Below are 26,570 nucleotides of genomic sequence, written 5' to 3'. Positions count from 1 at the left end.
GCGACAGCTTCGCACGCCGTCAGCGGGCGGAATCCGCAGTGTTAATGTCGAGGATCGACAAAATCGATAAAGGCTTTCCAAGAGAGGCTGGTCAGCGAGTCATGGCAGTGCGCACGGCCACCACCACCGGCTGGTTGCTGCGGGGTAACGACGGCCGGCTGACGGCCTACGCCCCGGTCTCGGGCGGTCTCCTCCGCTGGACCGAGGGCCGCCCCGGCGAAGGCGAATGGACGGGGCCCCAGCGGCTGGACGTGCCGGGGCTGGAGCCGTACCTCTCCATAGCCCGCAGCGCCGAGGGCTATGTCTACCTCGCCGGGCTCCGCCGCCGTCCGCACGAGGACGGCCGGGCCGAGACCGACGTGGTCTACGCCACCCAGTTCCAGTCGGGCCGACCCCTGACGCAGTGGCGGAGCATCGGCACGCCCCACGGCGCCGACTGGGAGAAGGCCGGACGGATCGGTTTCCCCGTGGCCGTCGCCGACGGCGTCGGCCTCCACCTCTACTTCCGCAACGCCGGCCGCGGCGTCAGCGGCCGGCGCCAGGACGCCCGGGGCGTCTGGGGCCCCTGGCTGGACCTCGCGGGCAGCAAGGTCGTCGAGTCGGGGTCCGCGGCCGTCTCCGCCGACGGGCACGTCGAGCTCGTCGCGCCCGCGCCGGACCACGTCCTGCGGTGGCGCCAGGAGGAGCCCGGTGGGCCGCTGAAGCGGATGCCGGACACGGCGGTGAAGTCCCTGCCGGGTTCCTTTTCGTCCGCCTCGGCCGGTTCCGGCGGGGACCTCGCCCACTACTGGCGCACGGAAGGGGACTCCGTCCTCCACGTGCAGCGCGCGGGCGAGGCGCAGGCCCTGCCGTCGCTGGGGGGAGACGCGAGCGGGCCGGTGGCCGTGCTGGGCGATGTGCTGGCCCAGCGGTCGGACGAGGGCCGGGTCGTCGTAGCGGTGGGCGAGGACGGGTCGTGGTCCGACACGGGACAGGAGTGCGTGGGCGCTCCGGCGCTGGCGCTCGACGCGGCGGGCCGGGTGGTCGTGGCCGCCATCGGCCCCGACGGGAGCCTGCGGGTCGCGCGGCAGCGCGGTGACGGGCCGGAGCTCGAGCTCGGGCCGTGGGCGCGGGCGTAGTTCTGCCCCGGCCCCGCCCTTTCACCGTTTCCGAAGGGGCTTCGCCCCCTCGAACCCCGGACCGGGCTTCGCCCGGTGTCCTCAAACGCCGGACGGGCTGATCAGCCCGTCCGGCGTTTGAGGGCCGGGGTCCGGGGCGGAGCCCCGGTCACAGCCGCGTCGCGCCGCGCAGGCCCGTCGCGTAGAAGCCGTTGCCGTCGAGGCGGGCCGTGCCGCCCTTGTCGCCGAAGGTGGGGCCGTTGGCCTCCTCGCGGCTGGAGACGAAGCGGGGCTTGCCGTCGGTGTCGAGGCCCAGGTAGATGCCGACGTGGTCGAGACGTTCGCCGGTGCGCTTGTCGATGTCGAAGAAGACCAGGTCGCCCGGCTGGAGCTTGTCGATGGCCGCCGGGCGCTTGTTCGTCAGCTCCAGCACCGGCACGCCCGGGGCGAGGCGGGCCATGCCGTTGGCCGTGCGCGGGAGGCCGTCGCCCTTGACGTCCTTGCCCAGCAGGGGATAGCGGGCCCGGTAGCCGAAGACCGTGCGGACGAACCCGGAGCAGTCCATCGCGCGGAAGCGCTGCGCCTCGGGCTTCTCCGCCGTGCCGTCGCGGAACGTGTAGGGGATGCCCAGGTAGTCGTAGAAGTCGGACTGCTCCAGGCGCAGGTCACCGGCCTCGGAGCCGTGGGGGTTCAGCGGGCCGAACTGGGCGTCGCCCGCGTACGGGACGCCGTGGGCGTCCTTCTTCTGCGGGGCGCCGTCGAGGTAGTCCATGGAGAACGCGAAGATGTCCGGCTCCTGGCTGCCGAGCTGGGTGGCGAACCACTCCTTGAACCAGGGGGCCTTCTCCGCGCCCTCCTTCCACTTCTCCGGCAGCAGCCGCACCCAGCTGTCGGTGGTGACCTTCGCCGATGTGAAGTTGGGCTCGGTGAACGTCCGGCTGGGGCCGGTGAGCACGGCGGTGCGGGCGTTGTCGGTGAAGGTGGCGAGGACCGAGCCTTCGGCGGAGCGCACGACCGTACGGGCCGGGGCGGCGAGGCGTTCGAAGCGGCGCTCGCCGGTGACCGTCCTGCCGGCGGACTTGGCAGCGGGGCCGAGGGCGCGTACCGGCGGGGCCGGGTCGTCCTGCTGACGGTCGCGGAGCTCCACCGTGAGGTAGGCGCTGCCGCCGAGCAGGCCCGCGAGGACCAGGGCGTGCAGGGCGCGCTTGCCGCCGGGCCCGCCGCCCTTGCGGCGGGTGCCGCGCTTCCGTTCCAGTTTCCGGGACATGTGCGTGAGCTCCGTGGTCAGACAGTGGGCATGAAGCCGAGCAGGATCCCGGCGGTCAGGACGACGTAGTTGGCGAGCGACACCGTCGCGGTCGCCAGCAGGGTCGCGCCGCGCGGCTGGCGGACCAGCTGATAGGCGATCAGGCCGGGGACGATGAAGCCCAGCGTCTGGTTCGCGTACATCAGGGGGAACTGCTGCTGGAGGACGATGTGGAGCGTCGCCTGGAGCACCACGCCGGTCAGGACGACGGCGGCGAAGAGCCGCTTGCCGTAGAGGATGACGTGGCGCTGGAGCAGCAGCGTGCCCAGGTAGGTCAGCACGGTGATGCCGACGACCATCGCGGCGCGCTGAAGGTCCTCGACCAGGGTCAGGGCCAGCCAGCCGGGGGTGATCATGCCGCCGGGGGAGAGGTTGGTGGTGAGGTAGCAGACCAGCGAGAACAGCAGCCCCAGCGCGATCCCGATGGCGGCGATCTCGGGAGTGAGGACGGCGGGGATCAACGGAAGTCTCCTGTGGGATCCATGTAGGTCGGGATGTACACCTGGGGTTCCGGCGGCTGCTGCCGCTCCTGTGGCTGCTCGTCCGTCGGCAGCTCCGCCAGGCGTTCCAGCAGCAGTTCGCCCTGGCCGTGGATGTTGCCGATGGCGATGAGCGAAGCGCCGGGGCCGAGCCGGCCCAGGATCTCCCGCTCCAGTTCGGCCGGGTCGCGGCGGTCGCCGCCCAGGTCGACGATCCGTGAGCGCCACTCGGCGGGGATCGCGTCGGCGGCGCTCTTCGTCGGGTGGCCGATCAGGAAGACCGACTCCGGGGCGAGCCGGGGGATCAGCTCGCCCATCTGGCCGTTGCGCTCGACGCGGTCCGGGCGGCAGTTGATGAGGACGTGGAGGGGGCGCTCGACGGCGCCGAGGCCCAGCAGCTGCTCGACGTTCATCAGCGTCGACTCGGGGTCGTTGGCCGCGAAGACGTTCGCGAAGCGGAACGGCACGCCCTCGGGGGTGCGGTAGCGCTCCACGGACAGCACACCCGGGTCCGGCGGCGCGTCGTACATGCCCCGCAGGGCCGTGGCCCGGTCGACGCCGAGGAGCTCGGCGACGGCGAGCGCGATGGCGACGTTCTCCTTGAACGTGAACCAGCTGAAGCCGCGCAGCTCCTCGTCGGTGACCGTCTCCGGGTCCACGGCGATCAGCCGGCAGTCGCGCCTGGCGGCCTCCTCGCGCAGGATGTGCAGCCGGTCGCGCTCGGCGGTGACGCAGATGCCGCCGACCGGCATGGACCGGCTCAGGGAGCGGGCCACGTCGTCCAGCGTCGGGCCCATCTCGGCGAGGTGGTCCTCGCGGACGTTGCACAGCACACCGATGGTGGAGCGGATCAGCTTGGTCTGGTTGACCTCCTGCAGGGCCGGCATCACGGCCATGCACTCGATGACCAGGGCGTGCGGGCGGTAGGCGGCGGCCCGGCGCACGATGCCGATCTGCTCGACGACGTTGGCGATGCCGAACTTGCGGTAGACGGGCTCCTCGGTGGCGTCCGGGTGGATGAAGCGGGCCGCGGTGCCGGTGGTCTTGGCGACCGTGACCAGCCCGCCGCCGCGCAGCGCGCCCGCGCACAGCCGGGTGATGGAGCTCTTCCCCCGGATGCCGTTGATCAGCACCCGGGTGGGGATCGTGTCGAGGTTGGTGAAGTGCCGGCGCTGCTCGATCACGCCCGCGACCAGGAGGACCGCACAGCAGATCACCAGGACCGTATAGAGGAAGAGCACGCGTCAGGTCCTTCCGGAGGGGCGCGCCAGCTGCTGCCGGATCAGTTCGAGGTTGCGGACGACCGCGCCCGTCTCGTCGTGGTGCTGGGGGAACAGCACCGTCCTGCGGTCGCCGCCGGCCAGCGCCTCCGCCCGGTCGGCGAGAGCGCGCAGCGGGCGGATGACGATGATGTGCAGCCAGCCCAGGCAGGCCACGGCGGCGGTCACCCCGAGGAGCCCGGCGAGCATGGTGCGCCGCTGGGCGCGGTACTCGGGGAGCTCCAGCCAGGACGTCGGCTGGGAGCTGACGACCTGCCAGCCGAGGTCCTTGACCGCGCCGCCGCCGGTGAAGGGCGCGGCGGCCGCGAGGTCGGAGGCGCCCCCGCCGCGGTGGAGGACGGCGGTGCCGGAGGTCTTGCCGGGGTGCTTCGCGGCGGTGACCGCGAGGTCGTCGAGGTGGCCCGAGGGCAGCTTCGTGAAGGCCCGGAAGCCGTGGGCGCGGTCGGCGGCGACGACCCGGTGGGCCTTGTCGATCAGCCAGACCTGGCCGAGGCCGGGCCGGGTGACCATCGAGACGAGGAACTGCGGGTCGTACTCGCCGACCACCGCGCGGCCCTTGCCGCCGGGCACGGCCGCGTAGGCGGCGATCAGCGGCTCCTTGCCGGAGGTGTTCAGCTGGACGACGGAGTCGTCGTGGGGTGCCTTGCCGGCCGGGTGGTGCGCGGCGGCCCCGGCGTGGGCGAGGACCTTGCCCGCGCCGTCGACGACGTAGACCGCGCGGTACCGCCCGTGCTCGCGCAGCGTCTTCTCCAGGACGGCCCTGTCTGCGGCCTCCGACGCCTCGCGGTCGTCCGTGCCGATGACCTGCGCCACGGAGGCCACGTCGGCCCAGCCCTCGTTGAGGGCCTTGCGCACCCGGTCGGAGGCGGTGTCGGTACGGCGGCGCTGGTCCTCCACCAGCTGCTGGGGCACGGCCACGGTGCCGCCCGCACGATTGACGAGCAGCAGCAGCGGCGCGGCCCAGGCCAGCAGGACGACGGCGCAGACGATCACCGAGCCCCGGGTGCCGAAGCCGCCGCGCGCCCGCCCGGAACGCGTGGGCCGCTCGCCGAGCAGCTGGCGGCGCAGGCTCTCCAGGGCGGCGCCGACCCGGGCCGGCTCCCGGCCCTTGAAACGGCGGACGGGCCGGTCCAGCTCGCCCCGGGCGAGCCGGCGGCTCTCCAGGTACAGCTGCAGCAGCGGCCGCTGGACGGTCGTCAGCAGCACCCAGCCCACGATCAGGGCGAGGACGAGCAGGACGCCGGCGGCGACCAGGCCGAACGCCTGGGTGCGCACGGCGGACGGGTCCTCGGTGATCTCGACGGAGGTGACGACCGACAGGCCGAGGCCGCCCGCGGGGCTGCTCTCGCCGGGGGCGCGCCCGGCGGCCGCGTAGCCCACGGCCATCCGGGTGTCACCGCGTCCGGTGCCCATGAGGTGCCCGCTCGCGCCCGGGTGGCCGCCGGGTTCGGGGGGCTTCGCGGACTCGGCGGCGGCCTTCTTCCGGGCGCTCTTCGCCCACGCCTTGCGGGCGACGGACGGGCCGTCGCTGGCCAGGACCGTACCGGCGGAGTCGACGACCAGCAGCGAGCGGTCCTCGCCGGAGGAGATGCCGGGGACGTTGAGGGTGCCGGAGGCGACGAGCAGCCGGGGCCGTTCGCCGCGCAGGGCGGCCACGACGAGCATCCGGGTCTCGCCGGAGGGCAGCCGCACCAGCTGCGGGCCGAGCGGGGCGGGGCCTCCGGCCCGGGCCTCGCCCGACGGGGTGTCCTTGGCGCCCGGCTGCCCGGCCCTGTCGCCGAGGACGGTCGCCAGGGGGATGTTCTCGCCGCGCGCGGCGAGGAGGGTGCCGCTGCCCGGGTCGACGACGGCGGTGCCGCGCCACTTGCCGTAGACCTTGCCGAGCTGGTCCATCAGGGCGTCCGGGGCGCCCGCCTTGTCCCCGCCGAACTGGGCGGCGGCGCGCTCGATGTCGGTGACGCTCTCGTCGAGGGAGGCCCGCAGCGACAGGGCGCCGTCCTCGGCCACATGCTGCTGGGAGGTCAGCACGGCCCGGTCGACGAGCTCCCGGTCGCGGTCGCCCAGCACCAGGGCCGTCGTACCCGCCACCGCCAGCAACAGCGCCAGCAGGGCGGCGATCGGCGGGCGGGCGCCGCCCAGCAGGGGCATGTCTGCACGTCGGCGCGTCCTGCGCCGGCGGGAGCCGCGCGAAGCGGACAACGGTCTTCCTCTCGGTGGTGAGCGCGCGGGGCATGCTCACCGGAACCAAGAGGTCCTGGCCCTACTGTCTGCCGCACTGCGTTTTCGAAGCGTGAATCGTCCGGATTCTAGGCAGACTTTAAAGAAACGACCAAGTCGTTTGTCTGTACATGATCGACTTTGACCTTTTGGTGATCGTCACGCGATCGCTATTCCGAGACGGTCAGCGGACGCAGGCCGTCCTTCTCCGCACCCCGGTTGAGCACCGTGCCCCGGGTCCGCTCGAAGGCCGTCCGGTAGCGCGAGCGCTGCTGCGCCGTCAGGCCGCCGCCCTTCAGCGCCGCCCCCACGTCCACCAGCCGGATCCTCGGCTCCAGCTCCACCATGGTCGGGACGAACCGGGCATCGGACACCGACCACGCGCCCTTCCGCTTGGTGAAGGAGAACCAGCCCATCACGCCCTCCTCGGTGACGCCCAGCGGCTGCGCGTGCCGGGCCACCTGATTGCCCAGACCGTAGGCGAACCAGGTGCTCCCCACCTTCTCGAAGGGCTGCACCACATGCGCGTGATGGCCGACGACCAGATCGATGCCCGTCTCCTCGGCGATCCGCTCGGCCAGCCGCGCCTGCGTCCTGCTCACCTCGGGCCGCCCCTCGCGCCCCCAGTGGACGCTCGCGAAGACGACCTCGGCGCCCGCAGCCCGCGCCCGCTTCTCGTCCTCCGCCATCCGCCGCACATCCGTGATGTTGACCAGCCACGGCTTGTCCTTCGGCACGGTCGTGTCGTTCAGCCCGTACGTGTACGACAGCTGGGCCACCTTCACGCCCTTGACGTCCAGGACGAGCGGCGTGGCGGCCTCCCGCGCGTCGCGGGCCGAACCGGTGTGCCGCAGGCCGGCCGCGTCGAGGGTGTCCAGCGTCCGCCGGACGCCCTCGGGGCCGTGGTCGAGGGTGTGATTGGAGGCCGTCGAGCAGGTGTCGTAGCCGAGGTCCTTGAGCGTGCCGGCGATCTGCGGCGGGACGCTGAACTTCCGGTAGCCGAGGAAGGGCCCCTTGGGATCGGCCAGCGCGGTCTCCATGTGGCAGACCGCGAGGTCCGCCCCGGCGACGACCGGCTTGATCCCGGCCATGACGGCGCCGAAGTCGGGCCCCGGACGACCCGCCGCCTTCGCGTCCTCGACGGCCTGCGCGGTGATCTCCGGGTGGATGAGCACGTCGCCACCGGCGGCCAGCGTGAACGACGCCTCCACCCCGCCCGGTTCCGCGCGGGCGTACAGATACCCTGCCGTCGAGCCTCCGGCGAGGAGCGTCAGGACCATGGCCAGCAGAATACGGCGGCGGAGGAAGCGTTTCACCGGGGTATTTTTACCGCCATGAGGCTCAAGCCCGAAATCTCCCCGCTGTTGGCATCCGTGCTGCTCGGCACGCTGACGCTGACGGCGCTCACCGGGCTGACCGGCTGTGCCGACCTCTCGGGCCGCGCCCGCCCGGGCGCCGCCGGCGCCCCGGACACCGGTCCGCCGGACGCGGGGGGCACGGCGGGCACGGTCGATCTCGGCGCCCGGATCACGGGCTTCACCGACGGCATCAACCAGAACGGGCACTACCGCGTCCCCGCCGCGAGCGACCGGCGGGCCGTCGCCGACGGCGTCCGCCTCCTCGTCGACGGCGACCGCGCCGCCGCCGAACGGTCGCTGGTCGGGGCGGGCTACGCCCTGCGCACCCTCGCCGACCGCCAGGACGGCCGCCGCTACGCCGAGATCGCCGACGCCACCCGGGAGGGCGAGACCACCCGGGGCTGGGGCCGCGTCTACCTCGACCTCCAGGGGCCGGCGCGCTGGTCCGTACAGGTGCCGCACCCCAGCGCGGACCAGCGCACCGAACAACTGGGCATCGGTTTGCTGCGGGGCGCGCCGGGTGGAGTGCTGATTCTCGCCGGTGCGCATCGCAACGCGGCCGGTTCCACGGACGGGGACGCCGCCGATGTCGCCCATCGCGCGGACTCCGTCTTCGCCGCCGTCGCGGCGGTGCTCGCCGACCGGCGGCTGCCGGCCGTGCAGGTGCACGGCTTCGCCGACGCCAGCCTTCCCGAGCACGACGTGGTCGTCTCGCCCGGCAAGGGCGATGCCGGCCTGCCGGCCGCGCGCCGGCTCTCGGCGGCGCTGGGGCGCGAGAAGCTGCGGGTGTGCGAGGTGTGGCGGCGCTACTGCGGCCGCCTGGAGGGCCGGACGAACGTCGAGGGCGACCACGCGGACGCGGTGGGAGCGCCGTTCCTCCACGTCGAGCACAGCCGGACGGTGCGGTTCGATGACGCGCTCATGGGGGAGGCGGTGCGCGCGTTGACGGAGGTCGTCCGGCGGTGGAGCGCGGGGCGGGCGTAGGGGGAGGTCCTCAAACGCCGGACGGGCTGGATGAAATCCAGCCCGTCCGGTGGTGATGGGTACCGCTACGCGGGGACGCTCGCCACGCCCTGCGGCAGGAAGCGGCGGCCGAGGACGCGCTCGGAGATGCCCTCGCGGTCCAGGTACGGCGTGACGCCGCCCAGGTGGAAGGGCCAGCCGGCGCCGGTGATCAGGCACAGGTCGATGTCCTGCGCCTCGGCGACGACGCCCTCGTCCAGCATGAGGCCGATCTCCTGGGCGATGGCCTCCAGGACGCGCGCCCGGACCTGCTCCTCCGTCAGGACGCTGTCGCCCTGCACCAGAAGAGCGGCGACCTCCGGGTCCAGCTCCGGCTTGCCGGAGTCGTAGACGTAGAAGCCGCGCTTGCCGGCCTTGACCACGGCGGCCAGGTTCGGCGAGACCTTGAAGCGGTCGGGGAAGGCGGCGGCCAGCGTCTCGGAGACGTGCAGACCGATCGCCGGGCCGACCAGCTCCAGCAGCACCAGCGGCGACATCGGCAGACCGAGCGGCTCGACGGCCTTCTCCGCCACCGCGACCGGCGTGCCCTCGTCGATGACGTTCTGGATCTCGCCCATGAAGCGGACCAGGATGCGGTTGACGACGAACGCCGGGGCGTCCTTCACCAGCACCGCCGTCTTCTTCAGCTTCTTGGCGACACCGAACGCCGTGGCCAGGGCCGCGTCGTCGGTCCGCTCGCCGCGCACGATCTCCAGCAGCGGAAGGATCGCGACGGGGTTGAAGAAGTGGAAGCCGACGACCCGCTCGGGGTGCTTCAGCTTCGACGCCATCTCGCTGACCGAGAGGGAGGAGGTGTTGGTCGCCAGGATCGTGTGCTCGGGCACGACCGCCTCGAGCTCGGCGAACACCTGCTGCTTGACGCCCATCTCCTCGAAGACGGCCTCGATGACGAAGTCCGCGTCGCCGAAGGCGGCGGCCTTGTCCAGCGAGCCGCTCACCGAGGCCTTCAGGCGGTTGGCCTTGTCCTGGTTGATGCGGCCCTTGAGGAGCAGCTTGTCGATCTCGTCGTGGACGTACTTCACGCCCTTGTCCACGCGCTCCTGGTCGATGTCGGTCAGGACGACCGGCACCTCCAGGCGGCGGAGGAACAGCAGCGCCAGCTGGGACGCCATCAGACCGGCGCCCACGACACCGACCTTGTTCACCGGGCGCGCGAGCGACCGGTCCGGGGCGCCGACGGGGCGCTTGCCGCGCTTCTGCACCAGGTTGAAGGCGTAGATGCCGCTGCGCAGCTCGCCGCCCATGATCAGGTCCGCGAGGGCCTGGTCCTCGGCGTCGAAGCCCTGACGCAGGTCGCCGTTCTTGGCGGCGGCCATGATCTCCAGCGCCCGATAGGCGGCCGGGGCCGCGCCGTGCACCTTGGAGTCGGCGAAGGCGCGGCCGCGCTCGATGGCCTGGTCCCAGGCCTCGCCGCGGTCGACCTCGGGCCGGACGACCTCGGTCTCGCCCTTCAGCACCGAGGCCGTCCACAGGAGCGACTGCTCCAGGAAGTCCGCGCCGTCGAAGAGGGCGTCCGCGATGCCCAGGTCGAAGACCTGCTTGCCGCGCAGCTGCTTGTTCTGGTTCAGCGAGTTCTCGATGATGACCGAGACCGCGCGGTCCGCGCCGATGAGGTTCGGCAGCAGGGCGCAGCCGCCCCAGCCGGGCACCAGGCCGAGGAAGACCTCGGGCAGCGAGAAGGCCGGGATGGCCTTGGACACCGTGCGGTAGGTGCAGTGGAGACCGACCTCGACGCCGCCGCCCATCGCGGCGCCGTTGTAGTACGCGAAGGTCGGCACGGCCAGCGACGAGAGCCGCTTGAAGACGTCGTGGCCGCCCTTGCCGATGGCCAGGGCCTCCTCGTGCTTCTTCAGCAGCTCGACGCCCTTGAGGTCGGCGCCGACGGCGAAGATGAACGGCTTGCCGGTGATGCCGGCGCCGACGATCTCACCGGCCGCGGCCTCCGCCTCGACCTGGTCGATCGCCTTGTCGAGGTTGGCGAGGGACTGCGGGCCGAAGGTGGTCGGCTTGGTGTGGTCCAGGCCGTTGTCCAGCGTGATGAGCGCGAAGCGCCCCGCGGCCGGGAGGTCGAGGTGGCGCACGTGCGCCTGGGTCACGACCTCGTCGGGGAACAGCTCGGCCGCGCCCTTCAGGAGCTCAGTGGTGGTGCTCACTTGTCGCCTCCGTCGAAGTGCGGGTTCTCCCAGATGACCGTTCCGCCCATGCCGAAGCCCACGCACATCGACGTGATGCCGTAGCGGACGTGCGGCTGCTCCTCGAACTGGCGGGCCAGCTGCGTCATCAGCCGGACGCCGGAGGAGGCCAGCGGGTGGCCGAACGCGATGGCGCCGCCGTACTGGTTGACGCGCGGGTCGTCGTCGGCGATGCCGTAGTGGTCCAGGAGCGAGAGCACCTGGACGGCGAAGGCCTCGTTGATCTCGAACAGGCCGATGTCACCGATCGTCAGACCGGCCTTGGCCAGGGCCTTCTCGGTGGCCGGGACCGGGCCGATGCCCATGACCTCGGGCTCCACACCGGCGAAGGCGTAGGAGACCAGACGCATCTTGACCGGCAGGCCCAGCTCGCGCGCCACGTCCTCGGCGGCGATCAGCGAGGCGGTGGCGCCGTCGTTGAGACCGGCGGCGTTGCCCGCGGTGACGCGGCCGTGCGGACGGAACGGGGTCTTCAGGTTCGCCAGGTTCTCCAGCGTGGTGCCCGGGCGCATCGGCTCGTCGGCGGTGGCCAGGCCCCAGCCCGTCTCGCCGCCCTCGGGGGACGTGCGGCGGACGGAGATCGGCACCAGGTCGGCCTGGATCTTGCCGTCGGCGTACGCCTTGGCGGCCTTCTCCTGGCTGCGCACCGCGTACTCGTCGGCCCGCTGCTTGGTGATGTGCGGCAGGCGGTCGTGGAGGTTCTCCGCCGTCATGCCCATGAAGAGGGCCGACTCGTCGACCAGCTTCTCCGACACGAAGCGGGGGTTGGGGTCGACGCCCTCGCCCATGGGGTGACGGCCCATGTGCTCGACACCGCCGGCGAGGGCGATGTCGTAGGCACCGAGGGCGACACCGCCGGAGACCGAGGTGACGGCGGTCATCGCACCGGCGCACATACGGTCGATGGAGTAGCCCGGCACGGACTGCGGGAGGCCCGCGAGGATGCCGGCCGTACGACCGAGCGTCAGCCCCTGGTCGCCGATCTGCGTGGTCGCGGCGATGGCGACCTCGTCGATGCGGGCGGGGTCGAGGTCCGGGTTGCGGCGCAGCAGCTCCCGGATGCACTTGACGACCAGGTCGTCGGCGCGGGTCTCGTGGTAGATGCCCTTCGGGCCCGCCTTGCCGAACGGGGTGCGGACGCCGTCGACGAAGACGACGTCCCTAGCGGTACGAGGCACGTTGGCTCTCCTCCAGGTGCGGATCGCTGCGCGCGGGCATGCCGAGACGGCTCCGCCGCGGTGCGGGCTGACAACCGTCATGCTACTTGCGGGTAACCACGCTGCCCAGACCCCTGGGCGGGAGCGGCGAAGGTCACATTCCGTCCCGGGGCTCCGCCCCGGGCCCCGGCCCGGAAACGCCGGAAGGGCTGGATGAATCCAGCCCTTCCGGAGGAGATGCGCGATGTCAGGCCGACGCCTCCGTCAGGGCCTTCACCAGTGCCGGTGTCACCTGCTCCACCTGCCAGGCGCGGGCGCCGTGGGCCGTGAGGGTCGCGGCGACGGAGTCCACGGTGGGGTGCTTCGGCGGCTCCCAGCACAGCCGGCGCACCGTGTCCGGGGTGATCAGGTTCTCCTGCGGCATGGTGAGCCGCTCGGCGATCTCGGACACCGCGGTGCGCGCCGCGGCCAGCCGGGCCGCGGCCAGCGGGTCCTTGTCCGCCCAGGCGCGCGGCGGGGGCGGGCCGGTCAGCGCCTGGCCGGGCTGCGGGAGCTCGGCTTCCGGGATGGCCTTGGCCCGGTCGATCGCGGACTGCCACTGCTCGAGCTGCTTGCGGCTCATCCGGTGCCCGAAGCCGGGCAGCGCGGCGAGCGCGTGGGTGTTGGGCGGGATGTTGAGCGCGGCCTCGATGATCGCGCCGTCGCCGAGCACCTTGCCGGGGGAGACGTCGCGCCGCTGGGCCACGTTGTCGCGCGCGGTCCACAGCTCGCGCACCACGGCCATCTGCCGGCGGCGGCGGACCTTGTGCATCCCGGACGTGCGCCGCCAGGGGTCCTTGCGCGGTGGCGGGGGCGGGGCGGAGGCGATGGCGTCGAACTCCTCCTGGGCCCACTCGAGCTTGCCCTGCCGGGACAGCTCCTCCTCCAGGGCGTCGCGGAGGTCGACGAGCAGCTCCACGTCCAGCGCGGCGTAGCGCAGCCAGGGCTCGGGCAGCGGGCGGGTGGACCAGTCGACGGCGGAGTGGCCCTTCTCCAGGGCGTACCCGAGGACGTTCTCGACCATCGCGCCGAGCCCGACGCGGGCGAAGCCGGCGAGCCGGCCCGCCAGCTCGGTGTCGAAGAGCCGGGCCGGGGTCATCCCTATCTCGCGCAGACACGGGAGGTCCTGGGTGGCGGCGTGCAGCACCCATTCGGCGTCGCCGATGGCCTCGCCGAGAGCGGACAGGTCGGGGCAGCCGACCGGGTCGATCAGCGCCGTGCCGGCGCCCTCGCGGCGCAGCTGCACGAGGTAGGCGCGCTGGCCGTAGCGGTAGCCGGAGGCCCGCTCGGCGTCCACGGCGACGGGCCCGGTGCCCGCGGCGAAGGCCGCGACGACCCGGGCCAGGGCGTCGGCGTCGGCGACGACCGGGGGCATGCCTTCCCGTGGCTCCAGCAGGGGAATCGGCGCCGAATCGACGTCGTCCGGGGGGCCGCCCCCGGTGGTTCGCAGTGTCGTGTCTTCTGCGGTCTCTTGGGCGTCGGTCACTGGTCAAGGGTATCTGTGTATGGCAAGCGCCCGTCGCCGGAACGTTCCGGCGACGGGCGCTGCGGGGTTTTCGCGGGGTGCTCAGTGGATGATGCCGGTGCGCAGCGCCACGGCCACCATTCCGGCCCGGTCCCCGGTGCCGAGCTTGCGGGCGATCCGGGCGAGGTGGCTCTTGACGGTGAGCGCCGAGAGCCCCATCGAGACGCCGATGGCCTTGTTGGACTGGCCCTCCGCAACCAGCCGCAGCACCTCCACCTCGCGTCCGGACAGTTCGCGGTAGCCACCGGGGTGGCCGGGGGCGCCGGGGGGCCGGCGCTGCATCCGGGCGGCGGCGGAGCCGATGGGCGCGGCCCCGGGGCGGCCGGGGATGCCGAGGTTCGTACGGGTTCCGGTGACGACATAGCCTTTGACGCCGCCCGCGAGGGCGTTGCGCACGGCGCCGATGTCGTCGGCGGCGGACAGGGCCAGACCGTTGGGCCAGCCGGCGGCGCGGGTCTCGGAGAGCAGGGTCAGGCCGGATCCGTCCGGCAGATGGACGTCGGCCACGCAGATGTCGCGTGGGTTGCCGATCCGGGGCCGGGCCTCCGCGATGGACGATGCCTCGATCACGTCGCGCACGCCCAGCGCCCACAGATGGCGGGTGACGGTCGAGCGGACCCGGGGGTCGGCGACGACGACCATGGCCGTCGGTTTGTTCGGGCGGTAGGCGAGGCTAGCGGGTTGCTCGAGGAGAACGGACACCAGGCCTCCAGTGGGGGGAGTGGCGGGACGGGTGCCGACTTTGGGGATAAGCCGGGGCGATCCGTATGGGAAGGGTCACAAGGTCCTTCGGCAATGAAAGGGCCCGGCTTTAGGGAATGATCACGAATTGGTGAGTAACAATTCGGGCAATTGAGACGATTGCCCGATCGATTCGACTGCTTCCCCGGCCCGAATCATGACCGGATCACCCACCACCCTTGACCAGAAACCGCCGGTCAAGGGTGGTTTCGACAGAAGACGACCGCTTACTGCCGACGTCCGGGTCAGCGGCTGCTGTGCGGCCCCCGCCGCTGCGGCAGCGTCACGATCCCCGCCTCGGGCGCGCCCCCCGGCGGCAGCCCCGCGATCTGGCACAGCAGGTCGCACCACGCCGACAGGTGCGCCGCCGTGTCCGGCACCCCCCGCTCGGCACCCGCCGGACCCTTCGCGGGGGCCGGCGACCACGACGCCCGGATCTCGATCCGCGTCGACGGCTCCCGCTCCCGCAACCCCCCGAAGTAGTGCGAGCCGGCGCGCGTCACCGTGCCGCTGATCGCCGCGTACGGCACCCGGCGCGCCTCCAGCGCCCCCGTCAGCCAGGACCAGCACACCTCCGGCAGCAGCGGGTCGGCGGCCATCTCCGGCTCCAGCTCCGCGTGCACCAGCGTCACCAGCCGGAACGTGCCGCCCCAGGCGTCGTGCCCCGCCGGGTCGTGCAGCAGAATCAGCCGCCCGTCCGCCAGCTCCTGGTCGTCCACGACGACCGCCGCCTCCAGCGCGTACGAGTACGGGGCGAGCCGCTGGGGCGGCGGTGTCGCGTCCAGCTCGATCTCGGGCCGCAGGCGTACCCCCTGCAACCCCGCGACCGCCTGCCGGAAGACGGACGGGGTGCCCTCCCCATCCGCGTCGTCCGGACCGTCCGAGAGGTGTCCCTGCGCCGCAGCCATGCCCGGAAGACTAGGCGGAAGGACGCGCTGTTCCGGGTAGGGACACCCACACGGGCGGGTCACTCGTTCGGCCCGTGCGAAGATTTGGGGCATGAGCGAGCGCAGCGAGCAGCAGACCGGCCGCACCGCGGCACACGATTCGGCGTTCCTGAAGGCGTGCCGCCGTGAGCCCGTGCCCCACACCCCCGTGTGGTTCATGCGGCAGGCGGGCCGCTCGCTCCCCGAGTACCGCAAGGTGCGCGAGGGCATTCCCATGCTCGAGTCCTGCATGCGGCCCGAGCTCGTCACCGAGATCACCCTGCAGCCCGTGCGCCGCCACGGCGTCGACGCCGCGATCTTCTTCAGCGACATCGTGGTGCCGCTCAAGGCCATCGGCGTCGACCTCGACATCAAGCCCGGCGTCGGCCCGGTCGTCGCCGAGCCCGTCCGCACCCGCGCCGACCTGGAGCGGCTGCGCGCCCTCGACCCCTCCGACGTCCCCTACGTCACCGAGGCCATCGGCATGCTCACCGCCGAGCTGGGCACCACGCCCCTCATCGGCTTCGCCGGCGCGCCCTTCACCCTGGCCAGCTACCTCATCGAGGGCGGCCCGTCGCGCACGTACGAGAACACCAAGGCCATGATGTACGGCGACCCGGAGCTGTGGGCCGACCTGGTCGACCGCCTCGCCGGCATCACCGCCGCCTTCCTGCGCGTCCAGATCGAGGCCGGCGCGAGCGCGATCCAGCTCTTCGACTCCTGGGCGGGCGCCCTCGCCCCCGCCGACTACCGGCGCTACGTCATGCCCGCCTCCCGCAAGGTCTTCGACGCCGTCGCCGCCTACGGCGTGCCGCGCATCCACTTCGGCGTGGGCACGGGCGAGCTGCTCGGCCTGATGGGCGAGGCCGGCGCGGACGTCGTCGGCGTCGACTGGCGCGTCCCGCTGGACGAGGCCGCGCGACGGGTGGGCCCCGGCAAGGCGCTCCAGGGCAACCTGGACCCGACGGTGCTCTTCGCTCCGCGGGAGGCGGTCGAGGCGAAGACGGACGAGGTGCTGGCCGCCGCGCGCGGGCTCGAGGGGCATGTCTTCAACCTCGGGCACGGCGTCATGCCCACGACGGACCCGGACGCGCTCACCCACCTCGTCGAGTACGTCCACGAGCGCACGGCGGTGTAGTTCGCCCCAGCCCCGCCCTTTCACCGTTTCCCGGGGCTCCGCCCCGGACCCCGGTAGGCGCGTCAGCGCGGACCGGGGGTGCGAGGGGGCGGAGCCCCGCTCGGAAACGGCGAAAGGGCGGGACAGGGGCCTCGCCTCGCCTCCTACGCGGCGGTGAAGTCGAGGAAGACTGTTTCCGCGGCCCCCCGCAACCGCACGTCGAAGCGGTACGACCGGTGGCCGCCCGGATCCGGCGCGGCCAGCAGCGTCGCCCGCCGTTCCGGTGGCAACGCGGCCAGCAGGGCGTCGCTCTCCGGCGCCCGGAAGTAGACCCGGGTGAAGAGCCCGTACGACAGCCCCCGTACGAACACGCACAGCGCCAGATACGGCGCCTCCTCCGGCGGCGGCAGCGTGCGCAGCGCGTAGTGGCCGTCGCCGCCCGTCGGTACGCGGGCGAAGCCCGTGAAGCGCGCCCCGTCGCGGCGGAGGCTGCCGGGGGAACCGGTGAGGGAGCCGTCCGGGGCGGCCTGCCAGAACTCCAGGAGCGCGTCCGCCACCGGAACCCCCTCGCCGTCGAGGACCCGGCCGTGGACGGTGATCGCGTCGGGGTGGCCGGCGGGGGCCGCGTCGGGGCCGCCCGGGAAGGGCAGGGCCGTGCCGTAGTAGGGCCCGATCGTCTGGGACGGCGTGGCGTGCGACGAGGGCATCAGTGGCGGCCCTCCTCGGACGGGACGGCGGCGGGCCCGTCCAGGACGATGTCCCAGCGGTAGCCGAGCGTGGACGCCGCCGCGTCGTTCAGCCCGGGGTCGTAGGCGGCGACCAGCCGTCGCCGGGCTGCGGGGTCGGTGACGGCGTGCCAGACGCCGTCGTGGGCGAGCAGCGGGTCGCCGGGGAAGTACATCTGGGTGACCAGCCGCTGGGTGAAGGCCGTGCCGAAGAGCGAGAAGTGGATGTGCGGCGGACGCCAGACGTTCGCGTCCGGGAAGACCGGATAGGCGCCGGGCCGGATCGTGGTGAAGCGGTAGCGGCCCTCGTCGTCGGTCAGGCAGCGGCCGGTGCCGGTGAAGTTCGGGTCGAGCGGCGCCGGGTGGCGGTCGAGCCGGTGGGTGTAGCGGCCGGCGGCGTTGGCCTGCCACACCTCCACCAGCTGGCCCCGCACCGGGCGCCCCCGGCCGTCCACGACCCGGCCGGAGACCGTGATGCGCTCGCCGATCGGCTCACCGGGGTGCTGCCGCGTCAGATCGGCGTCCAGCGGGCTCACGTCGGCCGCGCCGAACACGGGACCGGTCAGCTCGACGGCGCCCGGGGAGAGCGCGAGCGGTACGGGCGGCTGCCGGGGATGGCGTTCGGCGGGGCCCAGATAGGGCTCGGGGGCAGGTGACGTCGTCTCTTCGCGTAACGCTTCGGGCGCTGCCGGATGTGCTGCCATGGCCATGCCCTACCCCGGTCCGGCGGCGGTGATCCCCGCGTCCCCGCCGGACCGGCGATTGTCGGTCAGCGTTCGAGGACCAGCGCCTGCCCCTGGCCGACCCCGACGCACAGCGCCGCCAGCCCCGTCCCCGAACCCGCCGCCGCGAGGGCGTGGGCCACCGAGCCCGTCAGCCGGGCGCCCGAGCAGCCCAGCGGGTGGCCGAGGGCGATCGCCCCGCCGCGCCGGTTGACGACGGCGGGGTCCAGCTCCGGCCACTCCGCGAGGCACCCCAGCGCCTGGGCGGCGAACGCCTCGTTCAGCTCGAAGTCCGTCACGTCCGCGAACGTGCGGCCCGCCTTGGCCAGCGCCCGTCGCACCGCCTCGACGGGACCGAGGCCGTAGAGGTCCGGCTCGATACCGGTGACCGCCGTCGCCCGGATCCGCGCCAGCGGCTCGCGGCCGCTCGCGCGCAACCCCTCCTCGTCGCAGAGCAGCAGCGCCGCCGCGCCGTCGTTGAGCGGTGAGGAGTTGCCCGCGGTGACCGTGCCGCCGGACTTCCGGAAGGCGGGCTTCAGCGCGGCGAGCGCCTCCGCCGAGGTGCTGTCGCGGATCGACTCGTCCCGGGCGAGGGCCACCCCCTCCAGGGGCACGACCTCGGCGTCGTAGCGGCCCTCCTGCCACGCCGCCGCCGCCTTGCGGTGGCTGGCGAGCGCGAAGGCGTCCTGTTCCTCACGGGTGACGCCGTGCTTCTCGGCGATCAGCTCCGCGCCCTCGCCGAGGGAGACCGTCCACCGCGGCGGCATGGCCGGGTTGGTCATCCGCCAGCCCAGCGTCGTCGAGTACAGCTCCTGGTGGCCGGCCGGGAACGCCCGCTCCGGCTTGGGCAGCACCCAGGGGGCGCGGCTCATCGACTCCACCCCGCCCGCGATCATCACGGACGCGTCGCCCAGGGCGACGGCCCGGTACGCCTGGACGACGGCCTCCGTGCCGGAGGCGCACAGCCGGTTGACGGTCGCGCCGGGCACGGAGACGGGCAGCCCGGCGAGCAGGACCGCCATCCGGGCCACGTTGCGGTTCTCCTCGCCCGCGCCGTTGGCGTTGCCGAGCACCACGTCGTCGACGCGGGCCGGGTCCAGCTCGGGGGACCGGTCCACCAGCGCGCGCACGACGTGCGCGGCCAGGTCGTCGGGGCGTACCGGGGCGAGGGCGCCGCCGTACTTCCCGACCGGGGTGCGGACGGCGTCGACGATGTACACATCCCGGATGCGGTCGTTCATGGGGTCTCCGTAAACGTTCGTGGCGGGTGGGACGGTCGTTGTTCCGCGCGAGTCTCGGCGCGGTCCCGGTCGCTGTCAATGGTGGGCCGACCGGCCCGGACGGGGTGCCGACCGGCCCGGCAGGGCGGTTTGAGACAGTGGGGGCATGAGCGCAGCGCACACCCCTTCGCGGCATGTGGTGGTCATCGGCGGCGGCGTCTCCGGCCTGGCGGCGGCCCTGCGGCTGCTGGAGGGCGGGGCGCGCGTGACGGTCCTGGAGGCCTCCGGGCGCGTCGGCGGGAAACTGCTCGCGGGCGAGATCGCGGGCGCGCCCGTGGACCTGGGCGCCGAGTCGGTGCTCGCGCGCCGCCCCGAGGCCGTGGACCTGGCCCGGGCGGCCGGTCTCGGCGACCGGCTGGCGCCGCCCTCCGCGACCGCGTCGCTGTGGACCCGTGGCGAGCTGCGGCCCCTGCCCAAGGGCCACATGATGGGCGTCCCCGGCGACCTCGCCGAGGTGGCCGCCTCCGGCGTCCTGTCCGCCGAGGGCCTGGCCCGGGTCGCGAAGGACGAGGAGCTGCCGCCCTCCGAGCTCGGCGAGGACGTCGCCATCGGCGCCTACGTCGCCGAGCGGATGGGCCGCGAGGTCGTCGACAGGCTGGTCGAGCCGCTGCTCGGCGGCGTCTACGCGGGCGACGCGTACCGCATCTCGCTGCGGACCGCCGTCCCCCAGCTCTTCGAGGCGGCCCGCGCGCACGGCACCCTGACCGAGGCCGTACGGGCGCTCCAGGCACGGGCGGCCGCCGCGCCGCAGCAGTCGGGGCCGGTCTTCATGGGCATCGAGGGCGGCATTGGCCTGCTGCCGGGCGCCGTCGCGGAGACGGTACGGGCGAAGGGCGGCACGGTCCGCACCGGCGCGCCCGTCGTGGAGGTCGGGCGCTCCGGCGACGGCTGGCGGGTCGAGCTGGCGGACGAGGTCCTGGCGGCGGACGGCGTCGTCGTCGCCACCCCCGCGTCCGACGCGGCCCGGATCATCGCCGTCGCGGCGCGGGCCGGGGGCGCCGACGCCGCCGTGGCGGAGCTCGCCGGCATCGAGTACGCCTCCATGGCGCTGGTCACCATGGCCTTCCGCCGCTCCGACGTGGCGGGGCTGCTGCACGGCAGCGGTTTCCTCGTGCCGCCCGTCGACGGGCGCAAGATCAAGGCGTCCACGTTCTCCAGCAACAAGTGGCGCTGGAACGCCGACGCCGCCCCGGACCTCTTCGTGCTGCGTACCTCGATCGGGCGGTTCGGCGACGAGGAGGATCTGAAGCGCGAGGATTCCGAGCTGGTATCGATGTCGCTCAAGGACCTCGGCGACGCCGTCGGCCTGGCGGCGGCACCGGTGGAGACCCGGGTGACCCGCTGGCACGGCGGGCTGCCGCAGTACCCCGTGGGCCATCTGACCCGGGTCGCCCGCATCCGCGAGCACGTCTCCCGCCTGCCCGGCCTGCGGGTCTGCGGGGCCGCCTACGACGGCGTGGGCATCCCCGCCTGTATCGCGAGCGGCCGCCGGGCCGCCGACGAGGTCCTGGCGGCCCTCACGCCGACCCTGACGGAAGCCGCCGGCGGCGTCGGGGGAGAATAGGGACATGACTGACGCCTCTGACGCCCCTGTGAAGATGCCGAACGCCGGCAAGAAGGCCAAGGACCTCAACGAGGTCATCCGCTACACGCTCTGGTCGGTGTTCAAGCTGCGCGACGTGCTGCCGCAGGACCGCGCCGGCTGGGCCGAGGAGGTCGAGGAGCTCTTCGCCCAGCTGGCGGAGAAGGACGTCACGGTGCGCGGCACCTACGACCTGTCGGGTCTTCGGGCCGACGCCGACGTGATGATCTGGTGGCACTCCGAGACCTCGGACGCCCTGCAGGACGCCTACAACCTCTTCCGCCGCACCCGCCTGGGCCGCGCGCTGGAGCCGGTCTGGTCGAACATGGCGCTGCACCGCCCCGCCGAGTTCAACAAGTCGCACATCCCGGCGTTCCTCGCCGACGAGACGCCGCGCGACTACGTCAGCGTCTACCCGTTCGTGCGCTCCTACGACTGGTACCTGCTGCCCGACGAGGACCGCCGTCGCATGCTCGCCGACCACGGCAAGATGGCGCGGGGCTACCCCGACGTCCGGGCCAACACGGTCGCCTCGTTCTCGCTGGGCGACTACGAGTGGATCCTCGCCTTCGAGGCGAACGACCTGTACCGCATCGTCGACCTGATGCGTCACCTGCGGGCGTCCGAGGCGCGGATGCACGTGCGCGAGGAGGTCCCGTTCTACACGGGCCGCCGCAAGGCCGTGGCCGACCTGGTGGCCGGGCTCGCCTGAACCCGATGACGAAGGCCGGGCCCGCCGTCCGACGGCGGGCCCGGCCTTCGTCGTGCGTCACGTCGTGGCGCGCGGCTCCGGGCGCGGCGCGCAGTAGACGCGGCGCGCGGGGACCTCGCCGGTCAGCAGGTACGTCTCCAGGTAGCGGTTGACGCAGGTGTTGGGCCCGCCGCCGATGCCGTGGGTGCCCGCGTCCCGCTCCGTGACCAGGGACGAGCCCGGGAGCCGTTTCTGGAGCTCCAGCGCGCCCTTGTACGGGGTGGCCGCGTCCCGTTCGGCGGCCAGCAGCAGCGTGGGCGGCAGACCGGACTTCCGGCCGAGCCTGACGTCGAGCGGCTTCTGCCGGGGCTCCTGCCAGTAGGCGCACGGCAGGTTCATGAAGGCGTTGCTCCACGTCTCGAACGGCGCCCGCTGGGCGAGCTTGGTGTTGTCGCGGTCCCACACCTCCCAGGAGCGCGGCCAGGATGTGTCGTTGCACTCGACGGCCGTGTAGACGGCGTTCTCGTTCTCGGCCGCCCGCGCGCCCGCCTCGCCGCCGCCGGCCACCGCGAGCAGCGGGCTCTCGTCGCCCTGGAGGTACGCGGAGAGGACCCGCGCGGCCTGCGCCCAGAAGCTGTCGGTGTAGCCGGCCTTGAGGAAGACGCCCTGGAGCTGGCCGGGGCCGACCCGGCCGCCGGCGGCCCGGCGGGTCAGCGCGCGGACCGCCTTCTCGTAGGAGGCCAGCACCTCCTGGGGAGTGCGTCCCAGGTGGTAGACGGCGTGGTGGCGGGCGGCCCAGCGGCGCCAGTCGGCCCAGCGGCGGTCGAAGGCGGCGGACTGCTCCAGGTTGTTGTCGTACCAGACCTTGCGGGGGTCGGGGTTGACGACGCTGTCGAAGACCATGCGGCGGACGTGCGTGGGGAAGAGCGTGGCGTACAGGGCGCCGAAGTAGGTGCCGTAGGAGGCGCCGACGTACGTCAGCTTCCGCTCGCCGAGCGCGGCCCGCAGGACGTCGAGGTCCCGGGCGTTGTTGAGGCTGGTGAAGTGGCGCAGGTCGGCGCCGTTGCGCCGGGCGCACCCCTGGGCGTACGCCTTGGCCTTCTTGAGCTGCTCCTTCTTGTACGCCTCGGTGGGGTGCTCGGGCGCCTGGGTGGGGCCCTTGCCGAAGCCCGCCGGGTTCACGCAGGACAGCGGTGCGGAGCGGCCGACGCCGCGCGGGGCGTAGCCGACCAGGTCGTACTCCTCGGCGACGTTCCGCCACTGGGGGAGGCGGGTGAGCAGCGGGTAGAACATGCCGTTGCCGCCGGGGCCCCCGGGGTTGAAGACGATGGCGCCCTGCCGGTCCTCCTCCCGGCCGAGGGCGCGGGCGCGGCTGACGGTGAGGTTGATCTGCTTGCCACCCGGGTGGGCGTAGTCCAGGGGCACGGTCACGGTGCCGCACTCGATGGGGGCGGGGAGGCCCTCCGAGGCGGGGCAGTCGTCGAAGTCGACGCCCCGGGCGGCGGCCAGCTTGGCCGCCTGGGCCACACCGCGCGCCTCGGCCCGCCCGTCCGGGGCATGGGCATGGGCCGGGGCGGAGGGGAGGCCGGTGAGCCCTGTGAGGACCAGGGATCCGAGGGTTCCGTACAGGGCTGCTGCTCTCAGTGGCACTGGCGCTATCCCTTCATATGTAATGCGGCAAAAGGGATAATTAGGCCAGCAGTTGACGAAGTAAAGCACCGGGGTGCGATGTCGGGTGCGATGCGCCCGAAGAGAGGCCGGAGCGGCGCTCAGCCGCAGCGCCGCCCCTCGTTGACGCAGCGCACGACGGTCGCCATCAGCCCGGCGGGCATGACGTTCGCGAAGTCGGCGTGGTCGGTGACGGGCTCGCGGAGCTGCTCGGGGAAGCTGTCCACGGCGAAGGACGGGCCCTTGGGGACGCGGTAGGTCAGCTCCATGCGCAGCTGCGGCACGGGCGTGAGGCCGCGCCCGCAGCGCCCCGTGGCGGCGTCGGGGAAGACCAGGTGCGCCCGGTGCCCCGCCGAGTCGGTGTGCCGGCCGTCCCAGCAGCTCGGGAAGTCCAGCAGCCGTACGACCGCGCTGCCGCGCGGGCAGAGCGGGTACTTGTCGGTGAGGTGCCGGTCGGCGAAACCGGTGCAGCTCCAGCGGGCACGGGCGTCCTTGGCGCCGTTGGTGAAGGCCTTCGCGTCACCGGTGATCGCGCGCAGCCCCTCCGGCATGGCGGAGACCTTCGCCGCGGGGCTGCCGCGGAAGGTGAGGGTCACGCTGTCGGGGGTCAGAACCCGGTCTTCCTTCTCCGTCAGGCGCAGGACGGGCCAGAAGTACGCCGACTTGTCGCCCCGGGCGCAGGTGGTGCCGGCCGCGCGCAGCGAGGTGTCGGTGGAGAAGGCGTCGGTGGAGAGGTTGCCGACGTAGTCGTGGAGGTGGTGGGCGCCGTTGCGCACGCCCGGCGTGACGATGAAGTTGTCGGGGTTGCGGTGGCCGTTCTCGTTGCGGCCGCAGCGGGCGGTGAAGGTCCCGGTGGAGGCGGAGGGCTGGTTCCGGGGCGGGCGCGCGTCGGGGCGGGTGCGGCGGATGTCGGCGAAGTCGGCGGGGGAGGGGCCGCCGTGGGCGTGATTGTCAGTGGGGTCTGTCACTCTGGGTGACGGACTCGGGTGGGCGGAGGCGCTGCCGGTGACGGCGGCGAACGTGCCCGCCGAGCCGAGTAACGCGAGCAGGGCGAGAAGGATCAGGTGCCGGGCGCCGAGGCGGCGCCGGTGAGCGGCGGTCATGGCGGCTCAGTTCCCTTCGGAGGGTGAGGGGGACGCGGGGGAGGAGGTCTGTGGTGAGGGGCTCTGTGATGAGGAGGTCTGTGGTGAGGGAGCGGGCGACGGCGCCTCGGGCGAGGGCGGGGACACCGAAACGGACGGGGTCACGGCGGACGGGGTCGCGGCGGACGGGGGCGGACCGGTGAGGGCGGCCCCCGGAGGCGCCGGCGGGGACGGGGTCGCGGGCGCCGGTGACCCCAGCCCCGCCGTGAGGGCGTCGAAGTCGACGAGACCGGTGTCCTCCAGCACCTTCATGTGGTCCAGGACGGTCGCGTTGGCGTCCTCGGCCAGCTCGCGCACGGCCGCGTTGCGGGTCGCCGCGCGGATCTGCCCGACCAGCGCGAAGACCCGGCCGTGCGCGAGCCGCAGGACGCCCACGAACTCGCGGTCGTACGCGGCGCCGTGCGCGGCGTCCAGCCGCGACAGCCAGCCGCGCTGCTCGGCGGTGGGCTGGCTGGGCAGATCGAGGCCCAGCCGCGCGGCCACGTCGCGGACGTGCCGGTCGAGCGAGGTGTGGCCCTCCACGAGATGCTCGCCCGCCCGTTTCACGGCCGCCGTGCCGCCCCGCTCCACGGCCTGCTGGCCGGCGGGCAGCTCCCAGAGCCCGGCCTGGCGGACCCGGGCGACGAAGTCGCGGTCGGCCGCCGACAGCGGCCCGAAGCGGGTGGACACCGAGCCCGCCGTGAGATCGGCGGCACCCGTGCCCGGGCCCGCGCGGTCGCGGTACGACCAGAGGGGGAAGAGCAACGCGGCGGCCGTCGCCACCAGGGTGGTGACGACGAGACCGGTGCCGGCGAGGGAACGTACGGCGCCTTTCGGGGATCGCATGGCACCTCCTTGTGCGGCACCGCACGTTAGGGGCCCGGCGCTGATCGCCAAGGGGATTCCGGGCGGCCGCACCGACGGGCGGGCCCCAAAACCCCCGGCCGACCTGCGGCTCCGCCGCTCCGGAAAAATCCGGCGGGGGGTTGTGTGCCGCGTCACTTCCGGGGCGAGGGCCCACGAGGAGCCGGCCGTCGCCGATAGGGTGCGCGCTTCCGCCGCCGGCCCGGGCATGGACGAGGCCCCGCGGTCGGGGGGACGCCGCGGGGCCTCTACCGGTTCAACGGGCGTCCGATTGGGTTGGTTCCCGCGCTTCTGCGGCAGTATGGCGGGTGGGGGTGATGGGCGTGCGCGAGCGGCCGGAAGCGAAGAGGAGCGTGAACGGAAAGGCTTACGACCCCGAGAGGCTTTTCCTCCCACCCGACGACGACCTCGCCCCGAACCGGCCCGGGGAGACCCTGCGCGCCCGGCTCGACGGGTCCCGGACCGGGCGCGTGGCGCTGATGCTCGCCCGGCTGCTCGGCCGGCGGCCCGTGGAGGACGCCTGGCGCCGGGAGCTGGCCGCCCAGCAGCTCGTCGGGTCGGCGCTGGAGCTGCTGACGGCAGGCGGCTGGGAGGTCGTCCACTCGATCGTCCTGCCGGGGGACGCCGTGATCCCCCATCTGCTGATCGGGCCCGGAGGGGTGTTCTGCGTCGCCCCCGAGCCCGCCCACGGGGCACGGCTCACGGTGGACGGCACCGCCGTCCGCTACGCGGGGGAGCGCCACCCCCGGCCGTACGTCCGGCGGATCCGGCACGGCGCGGCGCGGTCCTCGCTCGTGCTCTCGCGCGGCTGCGGCTTCCCGGTGCGGGCACGGCCCGTCCTGGTGCTGGTCGGCGCGGCCGAGATCGAGGTCGAGACGGCCGAGCCGCCGGCGGACGTACGGGTGCTGCGGGAGGGGGACGTACCGGGGCTCGGCGCACTGGGCGGCGTGCTGCGCCCTGAGCGGGTGGACCGGATCCACACGGTGGCGCGCAACCGGCGCGTCTGGCTCGGGGCCTGACCGGAGCCGCCCTCTTCCGGAAGGGTCAGCGGGGGCGGGGGATGCCGGTGAGGAGCTGCCGCAGCAGCTCCGCGTCCTCAGGGGCCAGGCCGTCGGCGAAGCGGGTCAGCACGACCTCGCGGTCGGGGCGCCCCTCGAGCACCTTGTGCATCCGGCGGGCGGCGAGCCCGGCCTCGTCGGTGAGGGGCGCGTAGGCGTAGGCGCGGCCGCGCGGGGTGCGGGTGAGGACGTCCTTGACGAGCAGCCGGGAGAGGATCGTGACCACCGTGCTGTAGGTCAGCTCGCCCGGGAGGGTGGCCTGGACCTCGCGGGGGGTCAGCGGGGTGCCCGCCCGCTGCAGCGCGGCGAGGACCTCGCCCTCCAGCGCGCCACTGGCACGGCGCCGGTCCCGGCGCACGGCGACAGCGGGTGCGGCTGCGGCTGCTTCCATCTCTTCCGACG

Annotated in this window: 23 protein-coding genes; 6 read left to right on the top strand and 17 right to left on the bottom strand. The window is 73.5% G+C overall.

Translation table 11 applies throughout. The annotated features are described in order from the left end of the window. The first annotated feature begins 101 nt into the window (after positions 1–101). The gene (locus IE096_RS05570) at positions 102–1,118 is read left to right on the top strand and encodes a PLL family lectin (RefSeq protein WP_189448901.1); all 1,017 of its coding nucleotides are present in this window, start codon (positions 102–104) and stop codon (positions 1,116–1,118) included. A gap of 148 nt (positions 1,119–1,266) precedes the next feature. On the opposite strand, the gene IE096_RS05565 is transcribed toward IE096_RS05570, so the two are convergent. The 5 genes from IE096_RS05565 to IE096_RS05545 all read right to left on the bottom strand — a co-directional run bounded on the left by IE096_RS05565 (position 1,267) and on the right by IE096_RS05545 (position 7,659). Continuing rightward, positions 1,267–2,364 carry a C40 family peptidase gene (locus IE096_RS05565; protein WP_189448899.1) on the bottom strand — a complete coding sequence of 366 codons (1,098 nt, stop codon included), beginning with the start codon at positions 2,362–2,364 and terminating at the stop codon, positions 1,267–1,269. Positions 2,365–2,381: 17 nt separating this feature from the next. Next, positions 2,382–2,864 carry a poly-gamma-glutamate biosynthesis protein PgsC/CapC gene (locus IE096_RS05560; protein WP_126916526.1) on the bottom strand — a complete coding sequence of 161 codons (483 nt, stop codon included), beginning with the start codon at positions 2,862–2,864 and terminating at the stop codon, positions 2,382–2,384. Then, the gene (pgsB, locus tag IE096_RS05555; protein ID WP_189448897.1) at positions 2,861–4,123 is read right to left on the bottom strand and encodes a poly-gamma-glutamate synthase PgsB; all 1,263 of its coding nucleotides are present in this window, start codon (positions 4,121–4,123) and stop codon (positions 2,861–2,863) included. Before pgsB ends, IE096_RS05560 begins: the two co-directional genes overlap by 4 nt. 3 nt (positions 4,124–4,126) lie before the next feature. Further along, a complete protein-coding gene (locus IE096_RS05550; protein WP_189448895.1) occupies positions 4,127–6,310 on the bottom strand; it encodes a cache domain-containing protein in 2,184 nt (727 codons plus the stop codon). Positions 6,311–6,549: 239 nt separating this feature from the next. After that, positions 6,550–7,659 (bottom strand): CapA family protein, encoded by a 1,110-nt coding sequence (locus tag IE096_RS05545; protein WP_189449653.1) that lies wholly within the window; start codon positions 7,657–7,659, stop codon positions 6,550–6,552. Between the two features lie 54 nt (positions 7,660–7,713). On the opposite strand from IE096_RS05545, the gene IE096_RS05540 reads away from it, so the two are divergent. Beyond that, entirely contained in the window at positions 7,714–8,721 is a 1,008-nt protein-coding gene (locus tag IE096_RS05540) for a hypothetical protein (protein WP_189448893.1), read from the top strand. Positions 8,722–8,786: 65 nt separating this feature from the next. On the opposite strand, the gene IE096_RS05535 is transcribed toward IE096_RS05540, so the two are convergent. The 5 genes from IE096_RS05535 to IE096_RS05515 form a co-directional block, all read right to left on the bottom strand. Beyond that, complete coding sequence (locus IE096_RS05535) at positions 8,787–10,913, bottom strand: 3-hydroxyacyl-CoA dehydrogenase NAD-binding domain-containing protein (protein WP_189448891.1); 2,127 nt, start codon at positions 10,911–10,913, stop codon at positions 8,787–8,789. Beyond that, positions 10,910–12,130: a thiolase family protein gene (locus tag IE096_RS05530; RefSeq protein WP_189448889.1), complete on the bottom strand. Its 1,221-nt coding sequence runs from the start codon at positions 12,128–12,130 to the stop codon at positions 10,910–10,912. The genes IE096_RS05535 and IE096_RS05530 overlap by 4 nt, the downstream gene beginning before the upstream one ends. Positions 12,131–12,356: 226 nt before the next feature. Next, a complete protein-coding gene (locus IE096_RS05525) occupies positions 12,357–13,634 on the bottom strand; it encodes an HRDC domain-containing protein (protein ID WP_189448887.1) in 1,278 nt (425 codons plus the stop codon). 81 nt (positions 13,635–13,715) lie between these two features. Beyond that, positions 13,716–14,375 carry a response regulator transcription factor gene (locus tag IE096_RS05520; RefSeq protein ID WP_126916532.1) on the bottom strand — a complete coding sequence of 220 codons (660 nt, stop codon included), beginning with the start codon at positions 14,373–14,375 and terminating at the stop codon, positions 13,716–13,718. Positions 14,376–14,659: 284 nt separating this feature from the next. Then, positions 14,660–15,322 (bottom strand): DUF3000 domain-containing protein, encoded by a 663-nt coding sequence (locus IE096_RS05515; RefSeq protein ID WP_126916533.1) that lies wholly within the window; start codon positions 15,320–15,322, stop codon positions 14,660–14,662. 91 nt (positions 15,323–15,413) lie between these two features. On the opposite strand from IE096_RS05515, the gene hemE reads away from it, so the two are divergent. Next, positions 15,414–16,478: a uroporphyrinogen decarboxylase gene (gene hemE, locus IE096_RS05510; protein ID WP_189448885.1), complete on the top strand. Its 1,065-nt coding sequence runs from the start codon at positions 15,414–15,416 to the stop codon at positions 16,476–16,478. A 143-nt stretch (positions 16,479–16,621) separates the two neighbouring features. Here hemE and pcaG read toward each other — a convergent pair whose 3' ends face one another. The 3 genes from pcaG to IE096_RS05495 are packed head-to-tail and all read right to left on the bottom strand — an operon-like array spanning position 16,622 to position 19,145. Then, on the bottom strand, positions 16,622–17,164 hold the full coding sequence (gene pcaG / locus IE096_RS05505; RefSeq protein ID WP_189448883.1) for a protocatechuate 3,4-dioxygenase subunit alpha: 543 nt from the start codon (positions 17,162–17,164) through the stop codon (positions 16,622–16,624). Further along, positions 17,164–17,892 (bottom strand): protocatechuate 3,4-dioxygenase subunit beta, encoded by a 729-nt coding sequence (gene pcaH, locus IE096_RS05500; protein WP_189448880.1) that lies wholly within the window; start codon positions 17,890–17,892, stop codon positions 17,164–17,166. Before pcaH ends, pcaG begins: the two co-directional genes overlap by 1 nt. Before the next feature lie 59 nt (positions 17,893–17,951). After that, positions 17,952–19,145: a thiolase family protein gene (locus IE096_RS05495; RefSeq protein WP_189448878.1), complete on the bottom strand. Its 1,194-nt coding sequence runs from the start codon at positions 19,143–19,145 to the stop codon at positions 17,952–17,954. A gap of 145 nt (positions 19,146–19,290) precedes the next feature. On the opposite strand from IE096_RS05495, the gene hemG reads away from it, so the two are divergent. Next, positions 19,291–20,748 carry a protoporphyrinogen oxidase gene (gene hemG, locus IE096_RS05490; protein WP_189448876.1) on the top strand — a complete coding sequence of 486 codons (1,458 nt, stop codon included), beginning with the start codon at positions 19,291–19,293 and terminating at the stop codon, positions 20,746–20,748. 4 nt (positions 20,749–20,752) lie between these two features. Then, a complete protein-coding gene (hemQ, locus tag IE096_RS05485; RefSeq protein ID WP_189448874.1) occupies positions 20,753–21,478 on the top strand; it encodes a hydrogen peroxide-dependent heme synthase in 726 nt (241 codons plus the stop codon). A 57-nt stretch (positions 21,479–21,535) separates the two neighbouring features. Here hemQ and IE096_RS05480 read toward each other — a convergent pair whose 3' ends face one another. The 3 genes from IE096_RS05480 to IE096_RS05470 all read right to left on the bottom strand — a co-directional run bounded on the left by IE096_RS05480 (position 21,536) and on the right by IE096_RS05470 (position 25,092). Beyond that, positions 21,536–23,101: an alpha/beta hydrolase gene (locus IE096_RS05480; RefSeq protein ID WP_189449651.1), complete on the bottom strand. Its 1,566-nt coding sequence runs from the start codon at positions 23,099–23,101 to the stop codon at positions 21,536–21,538. 125 nt (positions 23,102–23,226) lie between these two features. Next, the gene (locus IE096_RS05475; protein ID WP_189448872.1) at positions 23,227–24,228 is read right to left on the bottom strand and encodes a DUF1996 domain-containing protein; all 1,002 of its coding nucleotides are present in this window, start codon (positions 24,226–24,228) and stop codon (positions 23,227–23,229) included. A gap of 6 nt (positions 24,229–24,234) precedes the next feature. Further along, positions 24,235–25,092 carry a DUF4142 domain-containing protein gene (locus tag IE096_RS05470; protein WP_189448870.1) on the bottom strand — a complete coding sequence of 286 codons (858 nt, stop codon included), beginning with the start codon at positions 25,090–25,092 and terminating at the stop codon, positions 24,235–24,237. 371 nt (positions 25,093–25,463) lie between these two features. Here IE096_RS05470 and IE096_RS05465 point away from each other — a divergent pair, with 371 nt between their 5' ends. Further along, positions 25,464–26,129, top strand: coding sequence for a nuclease-related domain-containing protein (locus IE096_RS05465; RefSeq protein WP_189448868.1), 666 nt, complete (start codon positions 25,464–25,466; stop codon positions 26,127–26,129). A 25-nt stretch (positions 26,130–26,154) separates the two neighbouring features. Here the strand turns inward: IE096_RS05465 and IE096_RS05460 are convergent, their stop codons facing one another. Next, entirely contained in the window at positions 26,155–26,559 is a 405-nt protein-coding gene (locus tag IE096_RS05460) for a BlaI/MecI/CopY family transcriptional regulator (protein WP_126916543.1), read from the bottom strand. Positions 26,560–26,570: the final 11 nt, after the last annotated feature.

Source organism: Streptomyces abikoensis, from assembly GCF_014648775.1.
GTDB classification, from domain to species: domain Bacteria; phylum Actinomycetota; class Actinomycetes; order Streptomycetales; family Streptomycetaceae; genus Streptomyces; species Streptomyces abikoensis.
This window is presented reverse-complemented; position numbering and strand designations above follow the sequence as displayed.